This window comes from Lachnoclostridium sp. An181, assembly GCF_002160325.1.
Lineage (GTDB): Bacteria > Bacillota > Clostridia > Lachnospirales > Lachnospiraceae > An181.
This window is the reverse complement of the sequence record NZ_NFKJ01000011.1, coordinates 83,714-100,713: the sequence shown is the minus strand read 5'-3', so window position 1 is coordinate 100,713 and position 17,000 is coordinate 83,714. Positions and strand designations below refer to the sequence as shown.

The 17,000-nt window shown below is 44.4% G+C and carries 13 protein-coding genes; 6 read left to right on the top strand and 7 right to left on the bottom strand.

Annotated features, from left to right (window positions below):
- The first annotated feature begins 432 nt into the window (after positions 1-432).
- Positions 433-651 (top strand): helix-turn-helix domain-containing protein, encoded by a 219-nt coding sequence (locus B5F18_RS12725; protein ID WP_087157231.1) that lies wholly within the window; start codon positions 433-435, stop codon positions 649-651.
- Between the two features lie 19 nt (positions 652-670).
- Positions 671-1,429: a helix-turn-helix domain-containing protein gene (locus B5F18_RS08405; protein ID WP_087157230.1), complete on the top strand. Its 759-nt coding sequence runs from the start codon at positions 671-673 to the stop codon at positions 1,427-1,429.
- Positions 1,430-1,581: 152 nt separating this feature from the next.
- Here the strand turns inward: B5F18_RS08405 and B5F18_RS08400 are convergent, their stop codons facing one another.
- The 5 genes from B5F18_RS08400 to B5F18_RS08380 form a co-directional block, all read right to left on the bottom strand.
- On the bottom strand, positions 1,582-4,215 hold the full coding sequence (locus B5F18_RS08400; protein ID WP_162607568.1) for an FtsX-like permease family protein: 2,634 nt from the start codon (positions 4,213-4,215) through the stop codon (positions 1,582-1,584).
- Between the two features lie 10 nt (positions 4,216-4,225).
- Positions 4,226-4,891: an ABC transporter ATP-binding protein gene (locus B5F18_RS08395; protein WP_087157228.1), complete on the bottom strand. Its 666-nt coding sequence runs from the start codon at positions 4,889-4,891 to the stop codon at positions 4,226-4,228.
- Positions 4,892-4,970: 79 nt separating this feature from the next.
- Positions 4,971-5,879 (bottom strand): sensor histidine kinase, encoded by a 909-nt coding sequence (locus B5F18_RS08390; protein ID WP_087157227.1) that lies wholly within the window; start codon positions 5,877-5,879, stop codon positions 4,971-4,973.
- 7 nt (positions 5,880-5,886) lie between these two features.
- Entirely contained in the window at positions 5,887-6,552 is a 666-nt protein-coding gene (locus tag B5F18_RS08385; protein ID WP_087157226.1) for a response regulator transcription factor, read from the bottom strand.
- Between the two features lie 96 nt (positions 6,553-6,648).
- Positions 6,649-7,317, bottom strand: coding sequence for a YcxB family protein (locus tag B5F18_RS08380; protein ID WP_087157225.1), 669 nt, complete (start codon positions 7,315-7,317; stop codon positions 6,649-6,651).
- A 140-nt stretch (positions 7,318-7,457) separates the two neighbouring features.
- Here B5F18_RS08380 and B5F18_RS08375 point away from each other — a divergent pair, with 140 nt between their 5' ends.
- From B5F18_RS08375 to B5F18_RS08360, 4 genes are all read left to right on the top strand, one after another.
- Positions 7,458-8,912 (top strand): nicotinate phosphoribosyltransferase, encoded by a 1,455-nt coding sequence (locus tag B5F18_RS08375; protein WP_087157224.1) that lies wholly within the window; start codon positions 7,458-7,460, stop codon positions 8,910-8,912.
- Between the two features lie 23 nt (positions 8,913-8,935).
- Positions 8,936-10,000, top strand: a complete 1,065-nt coding sequence (locus B5F18_RS08370; protein WP_087157223.1) for a D-alanine--D-alanine ligase family protein — start codon at positions 8,936-8,938, stop codon at positions 9,998-10,000.
- A 4-nt stretch (positions 10,001-10,004) separates the two neighbouring features.
- Complete coding sequence (locus B5F18_RS08365; RefSeq protein ID WP_087157222.1) at positions 10,005-11,390, top strand: UDP-N-acetylmuramoyl-tripeptide--D-alanyl-D-alanine ligase; 1,386 nt, start codon at positions 10,005-10,007, stop codon at positions 11,388-11,390.
- 166 nt (positions 11,391-11,556) lie between these two features.
- Positions 11,557-12,882 carry an MATE family efflux transporter gene (locus B5F18_RS08360; protein ID WP_087157221.1) on the top strand — a complete coding sequence of 442 codons (1,326 nt, stop codon included), beginning with the start codon at positions 11,557-11,559 and terminating at the stop codon, positions 12,880-12,882.
- 53 nt (positions 12,883-12,935) lie between these two features.
- Here the strand turns inward: B5F18_RS08360 and B5F18_RS08355 are convergent, their stop codons facing one another.
- A complete protein-coding gene (locus B5F18_RS08355; protein ID WP_087157220.1) occupies positions 12,936-13,928 on the bottom strand; it encodes an aldo/keto reductase in 993 nt (330 codons plus the stop codon).
- A gap of 148 nt (positions 13,929-14,076) precedes the next feature.
- Positions 14,077-16,725 (bottom strand): LamG-like jellyroll fold domain-containing protein, encoded by a 2,649-nt coding sequence (locus B5F18_RS08350; RefSeq protein ID WP_087157219.1) that lies wholly within the window; start codon positions 16,723-16,725, stop codon positions 14,077-14,079.
- Between the last annotated feature and the right edge of the window lie 275 nt (positions 16,726-17,000).

Sequence of the window (17,000 nt, the reverse complement as noted above, 5' to 3'; positions counted from 1 at the left end):
GTCACTTCTAAAATAAATAAACAACATTAGCTTCGGGCGAAGGCTCCATAAAGTGCTGTTTGACGGGTAGCAGTTACTTCTGCAAAAGTAACCCAGCCGTCTTTTCATGCTGCCTGAAAAAGGGAATCCCATCACGTTTCCTGTTCCTTAAGTATAATAAAAGCGATAAAAGATAGCTAGTCTTACTAGGATATTTTAGTTCCTGGATGCAATAACTTTTTCATTAACCGCTGACTTTTCAATGATTTCTACTTAGTTGCAGTTACTTTTTCATTCAACTATTTTTTTCGAAGTATTAAATGAAATAGTTATTTCTACCTTTTCCTTTTACCAGAACAGTTTTTATGATATGGGGTAGCATTTACTCTTGCATTGTTGTACATTATATTCAAACTCTGCACAGGAACCTCTTGAATAGATTGGAGGCTCTTTATGGCTGTTAATTATATTGGTAACAACAAACATCTTACCCTTGATGACCGAATTCGGATTGAAGTTCTCCTTGAACAAAAAAGTAACTTATCAATGATTGCAAGAGAACTGCGGAAGTCTTCTTCTACCATTTCCAAGGAAATCCGCCCTACAATCTATCCAACATCCGCAACTCTCCCATTAGTAGATTGTCTATTACACCCCACACGCTTAAAATAAGCCTAGGAGGTGTAGACAGATGCATCAAATAAATAACGATAAATTTGGAAAATTCCTAAGTGCGATGCGAAAAGAAAAATCCATGACACAAAAAGAACTTGCTGATAAACTGTTTGTTTCTGATAAAACAGTAAGTAAATGGGAGCGAGGAAATAGTATGCCTAATGTTACCCTCCTTCTTCCTATTGCTGATGTACTCGGAGTAACAGTAACAGAACTTTTGAAAGGCGAAAAAATAAGTGATGAAAAACTACTGAACACTTCTGAAGTAGACAATCTTGTTATAAACTCTTTAGATTTATCCGCTCGTAATTCCATTCGCCAGCAAAAAAAGAATTGGATATTTGCTTTTCTTATTTCTATCGGTATTTTAATTACAGAGATTATCTTGCTTATGGTTTCGGGAATTTCAATAAAACAAATGGCCGATAGTTTGTGGGTTTCTGCAATCATGCTTTTGTTTGCAAGCTGGTTTTGCATTTTTGCAAAAGACTTACTGCCAACATATTATGACAAGAACAAAATCAATTTTGTTTCACAAGGCATTTTCAAAATACACATGGTCGGCTTATCGTTTAATAACGGGAATTGGACATATGTATTAACGGTATTTCGAGTATTTACATTAAGTACCGCTATTCTATATCCCATATTCTTCTATATCAGTCTTTTGATCGGTGGTGTAGCTTTATGGGATGTTGTAAAATATGTATCTATAGTTGTTTTACTTATTGGATTGATAATAGCAACATATATTATTGGGAAAAAATATGAATAGAACTCCCTTCTCTACACCATTTTCACACTGAATGATAAATCAGGCATCCTAACATGAATGCCGCAGAACTTTTGAAAATACGGTTCTGCGGCATTAAACACAACGTTCAAGAAAAAATCTCTCATTTTCAATAAATTTTACGATTTGCTAATTTAAAAATCAACTTCCACTAACTCTTTTCTCCCAGACACTACCACGCAAAAAACACCAAGCAGTACCATAGAGACCAAAAACTCTCTCCAAGGCCAAAAGAACCGAAAATACGACACCTTTCCAGACATATAAATTCCCAGTATTTTCATCGCCGGTATGCCAACCGCCAGTACGCCAGCCAGCACAACTGTCCAATACAACGTACCCTCCAGCATAAGCATCCTTTTTCTCTGCCTTTTCGTCATGCCCACGCTTTCCAATACCTGAAATTCTTTTTTTCTGGACACTGTGCTCATGGCAATTACATACAGATAGTTCAATATTCCCATAAGTATAAGAACCGCCCCAATTCCGCCCATCAAAAGCCTGCTCGTCATAATAAGATTCTCTGCTTTGGAAAGATCATCCGACTTGCTCTCAAGGGAAAGTCCAAGGTATTCATCCTTTGCATTTTCTTCCTGCAAAATCCGTTCGATTGCTGCCTTTGCAGCAGGTTCCCGCTGCTTTTCCACATTCAGATCAAACCCCAGGATTTTTACCGCAGAATTCAAATGCTCCGCTCCCTTTGGGGTGACAAGAAAATATAAGATGTTTTCCTCTTTTGTCTCCCCTTTTAGTTTTGGAAATCCTTTTTCTGCTGTATCCAGATATCCTGCCATCTTCATTTTCTCTGTCTTTGGTTCTACATCCGGCAGTTTCATAAGCTCCTCCATGCTAAGCCCCAGGCGCTTTTCCTTTTCTTCCTTGTCCAAAAGATGAGCAAAGACAATCTCCTCCCCGATTACTTTATCTGCTTCTTTTTCCATTTCAGGGGACAATGCATGGTCATGCAAAAGCAGAACTCCTTCTCCGCTTTTGAATAAAGAAATATCCGTTTTCAAGCCATTCTCCTCCACATAATCCGCCAGTTCCTTCACATACTCTTCGTCCACAACACGGATGAGATTGGCTATGGGAAAAGTATACTGCGCATGTTCTTCGTCCGACATTGGCCTGTCAAGCTCTGCATCTGTCAATGGTTTCAGTGTTTTTTCCCCATACGCCACCTCCATATAGATTCCCTTTATGATTGTTCTCTCCTCTTTCAATCCTTGTATCGATAAAATTTTTTCCTTTACACTTTCACTGAAAGGGGAAAATTCATCGTACATATGGATCCATTCTCCTTCTTTTGACACTTCCTGAATACCATTTGCACGGATGCGAAAATCTGCCCTCCCGGCAATCTCATTTGTCTCATCCATTCCTCTTGTGATGACAGCCGCAGACAATGCCACGCACACGCCAAGTACGAGGGAGAGCACTGTCATCCAAAACTGTTTGGGCGTTCGCAGTACATTTCTGGCTGCCATCCACGCAATTTCATTTCGGATTTCCTTTCTTTTCTTCCCCGGACGCCCCTCTTTTCTTTTTGCTGGTATCCCGGTATATTTAAGCGCCTCCCACGGCGGCATGTCCACTGTTTTGTGTACCGCATATGCGGACGCTGCCAGAAAGGCCAGCGCAACGCCAACTGCCGCAGCCACGCAAATTTCCGGATGCAGCCAATACCGGACAGAAACTTCTCCCATACGGTAAAGGTATAAATTCTGCAAAAGTTTTGGGACCACTCGCATCATAACCACCGCAGAGAGCACAGCTCCCACAAAAAGCCCCCGGATGAGCACGTTCCCCATCTGCCGGTAGTAAATTTTGCGGATCTGCCTTTTTGTAGCGCCAAGGGAAGTAAGCTGTCCCATGCTTTGGATATCACGCGAAAAAGAAATGCAAAACACATTCGTGATGACAAGAAAAACACTCAAAAGAATGAGAAACGCACAGATTCCGGCCGCTCCATATCCTCCCACAAATGATTCCAGCACCTGACTTTTCACTGTATCACCGCCAATGAACTGCTGAGATTTATTTACAACCGGAATATCACAGTAAAGCTTTTCCTCCACCTTTTCCCCGCTCATATCATCTTTTTGTTTCATCAATATATAGTCCGGCTTTTCAGTGTCTATCCCCCACTCCTCAAATTTTTCCTCGGCAACATAACACTGTGGACTATGTGTTTCCGGCTCCACATAGTCCGTATACCACCCGCACAGCGTAAAAATTTCCTTTTTTTCTTTGAATAGCCCAATCCGAATGCGCAATTCAACGGCATCACCTATTTTAGGCTCCTTCATTCCAAGGGTTTCCAGTGTCCGCAAAGAAAGCATGATTTCTTCTGCGTGTTGTGGGTACCTTCCTTTTATCTGCCCATAGGCAGGAGCTGTCAGTTCCTCCCATCCGGTCTTATCCAACATGACCACTTCACCCAAAAACTCTTCACCCGCATGGGCTTGTCCTGCCGTCTTTTTTACGCCCGCTGATTCAATATAGGGAAGTCCTTTGATGTTTGCGTACTGGGCCATGGTTCCGTCTTCCAAAAAAGTACAGGCAAGGCTCCCCCGGCTCCTTAGCGCACTTATGTATTCTGTTTCAATTTTTCCGATGGAAATGCCGAACACGATACACAATACAAGCATTCCCAAAGCTGCTGCTCCTGATAAAATCCGGTTTCTTCCTCTGCCATGCCGCATGAATGCCTTTGTAAGTGTCAAGGTGGCAGCACGGTCATTGATCCGAAATCCTCTTCTCTCCATACTGCCACCTCTATTCCCGGATTTTCCCGTCTTCGATACGGATGATCCGGTCCGCCATCTGTGCCACATCCTCATCATGACTTACCATGAGCACGGTCTGTCCAAACTTTTCCGAGCAGCTTTTCAAAAGTCCCACGACTTCCATACTTGTTTTTGAATCCAGACTTCCGGTTGGCTCATCTGCCAAAATAACCGCAGGTTTCATCACAAGGGCCCTGGCAATCGCTGCCCGCTGCTGCTGGCCTCCGGAAAGTTCCGTTGGCATTTTGTGAAGTTTCTCATAAATTTTCAGCATTTTTGCGATTTCCTCCACATAGCCTTCATCGATCAAAGCACCGTCCAGCCTCAAAGGCAGCACAATATTTTCGTACACATCTATTACAGGAATGAGATTGTACTGTTGAAAGACCACTCCAATATTCCGCCTGCGGAAAACAGTCCGCTCCTCTGCCTCCATATCCTTCAAACTGCTGCCGCAGATCCACACTCCTCCGGCGCTTGGCACATCAAGACCGGAAAGCATGTTCAACAATGTCGTCTTTCCGCTCCCGGAACTTCCGGTGATCACAAGAAACTCCCCCTCTTCCACGGAAAAGGTAACATTGTCAAGCGCATAAAGCGGATTCCCTCCATCTCCGTATACTTTCTGCAGCCCTGCCACTCTTACAACTTCCATTTGTTTTTCCTCCCTTCCCCTCCCATTTTAATGGCCAAATCTAACAGACTGCTTACAATTTGGGATTTTATCAACAAATCTACTCCCGGGGCAGGTAGATTTCCACAGTTGTCCCTGTTTTCTCCCTTTTTATCCGCATAAATCCGCCGTGTTTTAGCACAATCTCCCGCGTAAGAAACAAACCAAGTCCAAATCCTTCCACACCTGCAGCATTGTCTCCTCTGTAGAATCTTTGGAACACCTTGTTCTCCTCCCCCGGGGAAATACCGATCCCTTCATCGCGCACCCATATCCTTAAAAACATTTCATTTTTTTCTGCTCCTGCCCGCACGGTTGTCCCTTTTTTGCTGTATTTCACTGCGTTATCCAAAAGATTAAAGACAGCTTCACAAATCCAGTTTTCATCGTGCGCATAGTTTATCTCCTTCCCGCCTTCCAGTTTTACCTTGATCTGCTTTTCTTCTGCTTTCTTTTGGATCTGCCCTACAGCTCTTGTGAGGGTGCTTGAAATGTCCGCCTGTTCTTTTTGTATCTGGATCACTTTGCCCTGGAGCCTGGACATTTTGATAAAACTCTCGGTCAAAAAATAAATTTTCTCCCAGGAGCTCTTTACTGCCTGTGTATATGTGCGTCTCTCCTCTTCTTCCAGATCTTCCTCCAGAAATTCCAGATATGCACCCATGTTTGTAAGGGGAGTCCTCAGCTGATGCGCAATCTGGGCAATGAGGTTTTTGATCTCCTCCCTGTCGTTTTTCAGTGTTTCTTCATACTGTTCCGTCATCGTCTGCACACGAAATGTCTGGTGATCGATCTTTGAGATCAGATCATCCGTATACTCTGACGGTTTTGCAAGTTGCTTTTTATCTATTATCCGTGCAAGATCGTCCGAAATCTTTTCCAGTTCTTTTTTACGCCTTTTCCTCTGAAAGAAAAATGTACCAACCCCAAAAAGGACCCCGGCCGCTCCTGCGAGTAACCACGTTTCCATCTTTCTCCTACTCTCCAAATCGATATCCAATTCCAAATACATTTTTGATATATACCGGGTCCGCACAGTCAGTCTCAATTTTTTTGCGAAGACGGTTGATCGTGACCGAGATCGTATTTTCCCCCACAAACAATCCGTCTTTGTCCCAGACTGCATCCAGGATATTTTCTTTTGTAAGCGTCCTTCCTTTGTTTTTTGCCAAAAACTCCAACAGGGAAAATTCCTTTGGCGTCAGCAAAATTTCCTCCCCGTGTTTCCAAACCTGTTTTTTCTCAAGATCAAGTGTCAGTCCCTGGCAGGAAACAATCTTTTTTTCCTCTGCCCTGCGCAGCACAGCCTGCACCCGTTTTAACAATATTCTTGAGGAAAACGGTTTTGTGATATAGTCGTCTGCCCCTGCGTCAAAGGCCCGGATGACGTCCTCCTCCTCATCTTTTGCAGTGAGAAGAATGCTTAAAATTTCCTTTTGTCCGCCTGTTTTTGCACAAAGCCGGATACCTTCTCCGTCCGGAAGATTCCAGTCAATGACCAAAAGATCAATAGGTTCCTCACAAAGCTGTTCCCCCTCACGCAAGGACGCGGCAATGCGCACCTCATATCCTTCTTTTTCAAGCATTCTCTTTAGTGCCGCGTTGAGCAGCATGTCATCCTCCACGATTCCAATGATAGCCATCTTCTGTCCTCCCTGTCGCATACAATAAAGAAAGGCCCTCCCTTCTTTGGAGCCTTCACTCCTTTCAGGGATGCGCCTTGTCTGTTTTCCTGATCTCTACTTTTTCTTTCTCTCCTGCCGCTGTCTTTTCTTTTCCATCGCCTTCTCACGGTTCTTCTGGCGCTGTTCTTCCCATGCTTCGTCTGCCTTTGCCTGATTTGCTTTTATCTGAGCAAGTTTTCGTTTGTATCTTTCTTTAAACGGCAATGCCAGATCCTGAGTTTGTATACCTGATTTTTGCTCTACAAATTCCTGGAATGTTTTGAACTCTCCTTTTACAAAATCCTGAAACGGAAGAAGAAAGAGTTCGTTTTCTTTTGTGCTGATATAATAATATTTCTTATCCTTGTACAGTCCGTTTATCTCGCTGTACTGAATACGCGAAATCTGGTCTTCGTTTTTTACAGTCCACTCACTGTGTCCAAAATGAAACCCGATCACATTCTGCTTTTCATAGTTTTCATCCTGTGTGGATAGTTTCAAAAACGCGATCGGTCTGCGCAAAAATACAAGCAGCACGAGTAATATTCCGACACAGATCCATGGAATAGAACTTCCGATCTGCCCATAATGTCTGTACAGAAGGGCTGCCACTGTAAAACAGCAGATTCCAAACACGATAAGATGCATCGGGATCCTGGCATGTCTTTGCTTGTAATCAAAATCTATAAACCGGTACAGCATTTCTTTGGAATGCTTTGTGTTTACCTCATAAATAGGCGTCATAATGTCTCTCCTTCATTTTGATTTTTCATCATTATAATATATTTCCACCTGTTCAACAACACTTTTCATGCGCCCTGCCTATGGTATTCTAAAATTATGCGTGCTATAATGAGCTAAGTATGCAAAAAGGAGTGTAGCCTATGAATTCACAAAATTTAACCTTGTTGACCGATTTATACGAGCTTACCATGATGCAGGGATACTTTGAAAGCCAGGAAAACGAGACCGTTGTCTTCGATGTGTTCTTCCGTGCAAACCCATGTAAGTCCGGCTATTCGATCGCTGCCGGTCTTGACCAAGTCATTTCATATATAAAAAATTTAAATTTTTCATATGAGGATGTGGATTATCTCCGGAAGTTGAATATGTTCAGCGAAGACTTTCTTCATTACCTGAGCGGTTTCCACTTCAGCGGAAATATTTACGCTATTCCGGAGGGAACCGTCGTATTTCCAAGAGAACCTCTCCTGAAAGTCATTGCACCGATCATGGAGGCGCAGCTTGTGGAAACAGCTATTTTAAACATTATCAACCACCAGTCACTCATCGCCACAAAGACTGCGCGCATTGTGTATGCAGCCCAGGGTGACGGTATCATGGAATTTGGACTTCGCCGCGCCCAGGGCCCGGATGCAGGGCTTTACGGGGCAAGAGCTGCCATGATCGGAGGCTGCGTGGGAACTTCCAATGTGCTGGCCGGGCAGGTTTTCAACGTCCCGGTGAAAGGAACCCATGCCCACAGCTGGATCATGAGTTTCAAGGACGAGTATACAGCGTTCAAGACATACGCAGATTTGTATCCGGATTCCTGTTTTCTTCTTGTGGACACGTACGACACCTTGAAGTCCGGGGTTCCAAATGCCATCCGTGTCTTTACGGAAATGAAAGAATCCGGAATCGCGCTGAAAAATTACGGTATCCGCCTGGACAGCGGAGATCTTGCCTATCTTTCCAAAAAGGCAAGGGCCATGCTGGACGCTGCAGGTTTTGAAGATGCGGTCATCTCCGCCTCCAATGACCTGGATGAATACCTCATCCATGACCTGAAAATGCAGAAAGCAGCGATCACTTCCTGGGGAGTTGGAACCAATTTGATCACCTCCAAGGATTGTCCTTCTTTTGGAGGAGTGTACAAGCTTGCCGCCATCCAGAACAAGGACGGAGAGTTTGTCCCAAAAATCAAACTTTCCGAAAATACAGAGAAAATTACAAATCCTGGGAATAAAACCATTTTCCGCATCTATGATAAAGAGAGCGGAAAGATCAAAGCAGACTTGATCTGCTTTGCGGACGAGGTATACGATCCTTCCCAAGATCTGCTTCTGTTTGACCCTATCGAGACATGGAAAAAGACGCTCTTAAAAGGCGGCACCTACACGATGCGCGAGATCATGGTTCCTGTGTTCGTACACGGAGAATGTGTCTATGAATCCCCAAGCGTCATGGAGATCGCAGCTTACTGTAACCAGGAAAAGGAAACTTTGTGGGATGAAACAAAACGTCTTTTTAACCCGCACCGCGTCCACGTTGATTTATCCGACAGCCTGTATCAGGTAAAGAAACAGCTCCTCGACCAGATGAGCGTAAATTCGTAAAATAAAAAAGGAGATTGAGAATAATGAATATTATCGTATTAGCCGGAGGACTGAGCACGGAAAGAGATGTATCCCTGACATCCGGAGCCGGCATCTGCCGCACCTTGAGGGCGCACGGGCATCATGCTTTCCTTCTGGATGTATTCATGGGACTTCCGTATGATCCTGCGAAGTTAAATGAAGTCTTCACACTTCCGGGAGGAGGTCTTGAGATTGCAAACAATATCAAAGACAGCGAGCCGGATCTGGAGGCTGTGCGCAATAGCCGCCCGGACCAGTCCCCATCCTTGCTCGGACCAAATGTCATTGAACTTTGCCGCATGGCGGATATCGTATTTATGGGTCTTCACGGAGATATCGGAGAAAATGGGAAACTGCAGGCAGCCTTTGATGTGCTCGGCATCCGCTATACCGGGCCGAATTACCTTGGCAGCGCTCTTGCCATGGACAAAGGGATCACAAAACAGATTTTCCAGAAAAACAACATTCCGACACCTGGCGGGACATGGGCATTTAAAAATGAGACGGACACCTCTTTGTCCTCCCTTGGCCTTGAGCTGCCTGTTGTCGTAAAACCGTGCTGCGGCGGTTCCAGCATTGGTGTTTATATTGCACATACAGAGGAAGAATACGAGAAAGCGGTTGCCGACTCCTTCCTCTATGAAGATGAGATCATCATCGAACCATACATCAAGGGCCGCGAATTTGCCTGCGGTATTATTGACGGGAAAGCACTTCCTGTCATTGAGATCATTCCGAAGAGCGGATTCTTTGACTACAAGAACAAATACCAGGACAATTGCACCGAAGAGATCTGTCCTGCACACATTGACGACGAGACTGCAAAAAAAATGCAGGACGCTGCTGTGAGTGCTTTCCATGCTCTGAAACTGGATGTTTACTCACGGGCAGACTTTCTTCTTGATGAATCCGGCAATATCTATTGTCTGGAAGTGAACAGCCTTCCTGGCATGACACCTGCAAGTCTTCTGCCAAAAGAAGCCGCTGCCGCCGGAATCGACTATACTTCACTTTGTGAAATGATCATTGAGAAATCCATGGCACGCTATGAAAAGAAAGGATGTTAAAGTTATGGAGCATATGTCTTTACAAGAGATTACTTCTGCCTGCAAAGGTGTATATCACGGAGACTTGGCGTTTCTGGAAAAAGAAGTTTCCGGCGTTGCCATTGACAGCAGAAAAATAAAAAAAGATTTTCTTTTCGTGCCAATAAAGGGAGCCCGCGTGGACGGCCACGATTTCATCCCTCAAGTTATGGAAGAGAAAGGTGCGCTCTGTACTTTATCTGAACAGGAACTTACAGACGTCTCCTTCCCTTACATCCTTGTCTCATCCTGTGAACAGGCTTTAAAAGACCTGGCAGAACATTACCGCTCTTCACTTGATATCAAAGTTGTGGGGATCACGGGAAGTGTTGGAAAGACGAGCACAAAGGAAATGATCGCCTCCGTTCTGTGCAGAAAATACAATGTTTTAAAGACAGAAGGAAATTTCAACAACGAGATTGGTCTGCCGCTGACTGTGTTCCGCATTCAAAAAGAGCATGAAATTGCTGTTCTTGAGATGGGAATCAGTGACTTTGGAGAAATGCACCGTCTGGCAAAAATTGCAAAGCCGGATATCTGTGTCATAACTAACATCGGCCCATGCCACCTGGAGCAGCTGCACGACAGAGCCGGGGTTTTAAAGGCAAAGACAGAAGTCTTTGATCATTTAGCAGAAAATTCTTCTGTTGTCTTAAACGGAGACGATGACATGCTCTCTACGGTAAAAGAGGTGAAGGGAAAAGCTCCTTATTTCTTTGGACTGAATCCTGGATTTGATTTTTATGCAGATGAGATTCTGGATCTTGGCCTTGAAGGAACAACGTGTACGCTCCACTCCAAAGAGAACAAAATCAATACACATATTTCTATTCCAGGCACACACATGGTATACAATGCACTTGCAGGCGCTGCTGTCGGTACTCTTCTTGGCCTTACTCCCCAGGAGATCAGGGAAGGGATCGAGTCCCTTGTTCCGGTTGCAGGAAGAAACCATTTTATCCGCACAGAAACGTTTGATATCATTGATGACTGTTATAACGCAAACCCGGTGTCCATGAAAGCCTCTCTGGACGTACTCTCCCTGGCAAAAGGAAGAAAAGTCGCTATTCTTGGAGACATGGGTGAGCTTGGGTCTCAGGAACGCTCCCTTCACAGAGAAGTTGGAATTTATGCTGCTCAAAAAAAGGTAGATGTCCTTGTCTGCATCGGCTCCATTTCCGCAGAATACATAGACGGTGCAAATGAGGTTTCACGAAGTCACACAAAGACATATCACTTTTCCACAAAGGAAGAGTTTTTGTCCGTGTTTACAGACATCCTGGAAAAAGGGGATACCATACTTGTAAAATCCTCTCATATGATGGATTTTCCAAAAATCGTATCCGCACTGTCCGGATACGAAGAAAAATAATTTTTTCTTGACGGGAATTTTTTTATTTGCTATCCTAATCATGAGTTTTATATAAGATTTAAGAACTTGCCGCCGGGTAAGTTAAAAGCGTTGACTTTTGCATCAGTAGGCCTTGTAGATGCAAAATATCAGCGCTTTTCTTATGGGAAAAGGGGGATTTTAAAACATGAAACAGACAACACTGTTTAGAGAATTTATAAGATACTCATCTTTCAGTATCCTGGGGATGATCGGCATCTCCTGCTATATCCTGGCCGACACTTTCTTTGTTGCCCAGGGAGTCGGTACAAACGGTCTTGCTGCATTGAACCTTGCCATTCCGGCCTACAATTTCATCAATGGCACAGGTCTGATGCTTGGCATGGGCGGGGCTACCAAATACTCAATCTACAAAAGCCAGAAAAAAGAAAAAGAGGCTGATCAGGCATTTACTACAACCATCCGCCTGGCTATCGCTGCAGCTGTTTTATTTGCCTTAGCAGGGCTTTTCTTTTCCGGCCCTCTGTCCAGACTTCTTGGCGCAGACAAAGCAGTATTTGAAATGACAAATACGTACCTTCAGGTTCTTCTTTTGTTCTCCCCTGCTTTTATCTGCAATGATATTATGCTCTGCTTTGTGCGGAATGACGGAAACCCAAGACTCTCCATGATCGCTACCGTCACGGGAAGTTTCGCCAACATCATCCTTGACTATATCTTTATCTTCCCTTGTGGAATGGGCATCTTCGGAGCTGTATTTGCAACAGGGATTTCCCCTGTCACCAGCATCTGTATGATGGGATTACTGCACTGGCGCTCAAAAAGACGTGGTTTCCATTTTACAAAGGAAACTCCGGTGAAAGGAATGGCCCTTGGCACTCTCTCCCTTGGATTTCCATCCCTTGTGGCCCAGCTTTCCTCCGGGATTGTCATGATCACTTTCAACAAGATCATCCTCTCTTTGGAAGGAAATACCGGAGTCGCGGCATATGGAGTGGTAGCAAATATCTCCCTTGTGGTGGTCTCCATTTACAACGGAATTGCCCAGGGCATTCAGCCGCTGACAAGCCAGGCATACGGGCAGTCCTGCTGGAAGGATGCGCGCGGTCTCCTTCGGTACGCCATGATTTCCATGTCCATCCTGTCCGTTATTTTATACGCGTTCCTGTTTGGTTTTGCAGGCCCGATCGCACAGCTTTTTAACAGCGAAAACAATGCAGCTCTGTACACGATCGCTGTACAGGGATTGAAACTTTATTTTACAGCTGTTTTATTTGTAGGATTCAATATCATCCTCTCCATGTATTTTTCATCCACGGAAAAAGCGACGCCGGCTCAGATCATTTCTCTTCTCCGGGGAATTTTCCTGATCATCCCGATCGCGTTCCTGCTCTCCTTCCTATTTAATATGACAGGAGTCTGGCTTGCATTCCCGGCCACAGAATGTTTGGTTGCAGTCCTGGGAATATTTTTGTACAAACGCACGTTTTCCAAAAAAACGTCCGGGATATAAATTTTAAGAGAAAAAGTTGGGCATGCAGCTTTCAAATTACATGCCCAACTTTTTTATTCCTGTGTAATCCTATCGATAATCTTTAATTCTTCCTCTGTAAAAGACGTATTTTCCAGTGCTTTGATGTTGTCCAAAATCTGGGATGGCCTTGAGGCTCCCACAAGCACGCTTGTCACTGCCCCGTCTTTGAGTACCCAGCTAAGCGCCATCTGGGCCAATGTCTGTCCACGTTTTCCTGCAAGTTCATTTAATCTTTCAATCTTGGAAAGTTTTTCTTTTGTAAGGGAGGATTCTTTTAAAAATCTCCCATCTGTCTTCACCCTGCTGTCCGCCGGAATTCCGTGGAGATAACGGTCTGTCAGCATGCCCTGCGCAAGCGGGCTGAAGGCAATGATCCCTTTTTTCAACTCCACTGCCATATCTTTTAATCCGTTCTCCTCAATCTTTCTGTCAAAAATCGAGTACCGGTTCTGGTTGATGACAAACGGACAGTGAAGTTCCCTTAAAATCTTCTCCGCTTCTTTTAATGTCTGTCCATCATAGTTGGACAGTCCCGCATACAAGGCCTTCCCGCTTGTCACTGCCTGGGAAAGGGCGCCCATCGTCTCCTCCAGAGGTGTATCCGCATCCATTCTGTGGTGATAAAAAATGTCTACATAGTCAAGCCCCATCCTTTGAAGGCTCTGGTCTAAGCTTGCCAGAAGATATTTTCTGCTGCCCCAATTGCCGTAAGGGCCGTCCCACATTTCATACCCGGCTTTTGTGCTGATGATAAGCTCGTCCCTGTACACTCCCAGTTCTTCTTTTAGAATGATGCCAAAATTTTTCTCAGCGCTTCCAGGCTTTGGTCCATAGTTGTTTGCCAGATCAAAATGCGTGATCCCATTGTCAAATGCGGTCGTGCACAGCGCCTTCATATTGTCCATGCAGGCAGTATCCCCGAAATTGTGCCAAAGCCCAAGGGAAACCCCCGGCAGTTTCAATCCGCTGTTTCCAAGACGATTGTATTTCATTGATTGATAACGTGTCTGTGATGCTATATACATGTTTTTCTTCCTCCTCTTTTCTATATATGATAATCCACTTTTATTGAAATGGCAAAAAAAATTAATCGTCCGTCTTTATTTTGGATTTAGCAGTACAAAAATGGGATTTGGGAACAATTCCCAAATCCCTCATTTTTTGCATTACAGCTTATCTATGCTTTCTCTTCACTCCCGCCATTGCAGCCGCGCATGCTGCCATCACAATAGCTGCTGCAAAAATTGCCGGATTTGCCATATCTCCGGTTTTTGCGGATTTGACTTCTGTTGTCTTTGTACCTGCTACGTCTTTCTTGATTGTGTCACTTGTTGTGGATGCACCTGCATTTGCAATAAATTCTGCTTTTTCATCTGTCTTTGCTATGCTGTCATCCAGATTTGTGATCGCATCACCAAGGTTCTTTTGGGCTGTCCTTACTTCGTCCGCGGTTGCCTGTTCATTTTCAAAGACTGCTGCCGCATCCGCATATGCTGTCCTGAATGCTGCAAATGCGGCTGCCTCGTATTCTCCCTCTTTTGCCATGTAGCTTTCTGCTGTCTGCAATAGTTCATCGAGAGCGCTCTTGTCCGGTTTCAGTCTCAGTGCGCTTGCTGCATCCATAAGTGTCTTCCATGCGCTGTCCACTTCTCTCTGTGTGGAGAGGATATCTCCTGCAACTTCCTTGGCTGCCTCTAGTGCTGCTTTAAACTCTTCCTGTCCTTCCTCCAGATATTTGTCAAGATCCAATGCACTTGTCCACTCGATCACCTTGTTTAAATCTGTCATGTCCGCCAACTTGCGGTTCAGCTCTGCGGTTGCTTTTAAGAGTGCCATCCATGCATTGTCAATCTCTTTCTGCATTGCATTCTCATCATCTCTTACCGCTCGTGCCTCGTCCAGCGCCTCGAGAAATGCGTCCATTTTCTCATCGTCCTCATAATCATTCATATCCAGACTTTCCGCAAATGCAATGACTTTTTCAAGGTCTGTCTTGTCGCCCTGTTTAAACTCCAGATACTGCATGATATCGATGAGTGCTTTCCATGCATTGTCCACTTCTTCCTGTGTGACTTCTGTATCACCGCCATTTACTCTGTCAAGGATTTCATTTGCAGCTGCAAGTCTTGTCTCAAACTCTTTTGCGATCATTGGAATGATTCCTTCTGTGTCTGCTTTTCCTGCAAGCTCAATTGCATATTCCAAAACCGCTGTGGAAACTTTGCCCGGTGTTACAGGTTCATTCGAACTCTCCATCATCTTGGCAATTTCATCTGCATTGAGAGCGCGGTTGTAGATCTTCAGCTCATCCATCTTTCCTACCAGGTAGCCTCCTTCATCTCCGGCTGCTGCCTCTTCACTGTTTGCCCCAATTCCTGAGACAGGCCCATTGATGGAAACATTTAAATGGTCAGTTTCTTCTCCATTTACGTACAGAGTGATCCCGTTGCCGTCATCTACAAATGCAAGATGTACCCATTCTCCGATCGGTGCGCTGTAATCAAATGTATAATCTCCCACACCAAACTCTGTAACTCCTACCTTTCCGGTATTGTTCCACTGCTCCAGTTTCAGCTCTCCTGCATTCCCGGAAACTAAGATCGTATTGCTGCCTGTATGCTCTCCTCGGTTTACCCACATACCGATCGTCCAGTTACCTTCCAGGTCTTCCTTGATTCCTGTATCCACATAACCTGTACCGTCAAAAGCAAGTCCGGTATGATATTTTCCTTCTGTCCAGCTCACACCGCCGTGTAAGGTTCCGGTGTAGATGTTTGTTGTATCTGTAATTGTCTGTCCTTCCCCCTCATCCATCGTCCACACGGCATTGACACTGCCAAGGGCCTCCAGTACATCCTTGAGATTCTCACATGCTTCATCAATAGCTGCCTGGGAAGTGCGTGATGCGTTTTGGGCATCTTCTATTGCCTTTTCAAGCGCCCGGATAGCGGCCTCGCTGTAATCTTCTTCCTTCAATGCTTTTGCATCCGTGATCAGCTGGTTTAAAAGCTGGTCTGAAGGGACTTCCTTATCCAGCAGTTTCAGTTCTGCATACAGAAGATTGTGGTCAGAGGAATCCCCTTTTTCAATTCCTTTGGAAACAATCTCAATGTTTCTGCTCACAACAATGTTGTCGATCGCCTTGCAGGCAACATCATCGCCATTGTATGTATCCAGCCATTCTCCGTTGTACCCATTGACAATATTGTAATTTTCCATCATCGGATAGCTTTCTTTGATGGAAGTATCCGTATTGAAATCTCCCGTAAGGATCTTGTAAGGCGTTGGGTCATTGTCCATGATCTCAAGCACCTGCGCAAGCTGTTCTTGTCTGACATCCTGATCCTCATGGGTCAGATGGGTGGAGTAAAAAGCAATATCTTTTCCATCCTTTGTGATCACCGCTCTGGAATAAGCCCTTGGCTCATCAATCCCTTCGCTGAACAATGCATCTCCGCTTTTCTCTGACAAGGTATCTGTGGAAAGAATACCGATTCCGTACTCTCCTCCACCGAAATCAATGGTTTTCTGAAAATAGCTGTCTGTAAAATATCCCTGTTTTTCAAATTCATCCAGCATATCTATCGGATTTCTGGATGTGTTTTTGTCGACTTCCTGAACACCCGCTATCTCGATTTCATGCTTTTTCATCACCTCGTTCAGTTCTGCGACAGTAGAGTTTCGGCACGCAGCCAGATTAAAACTTCCGGCCTTTATCGTCGTCTCCTCCTTAGCCGCGGCCGACATGCCCATTGCCGGAAATACAGCTGTGAACATCATACATGCAGCTGTGATGCCTGCAAGCAGTTTACGTTTTTTCATTTTTGTTTTTCTCCTTTCCTCTTTTTCTTGCCCTGTATTTTCCCTATAATTTCCCGCTTTCTGACCACCCCTTCCTGTATGAAACAATCATATTGCATGATTGAATATTTTTGTTTATGGTTTTTGTAAAATTCCTGTTAAACTTCAATCATTTTTTGTCCCATTTATTATATCATATACCTGTTCGGTAAAACTATCATAATGGTAAAACTATCATAATAAGGAAATGCTTGATCGTATTCCATATATGATCGGTCATACTTTTCTCAAGTAAA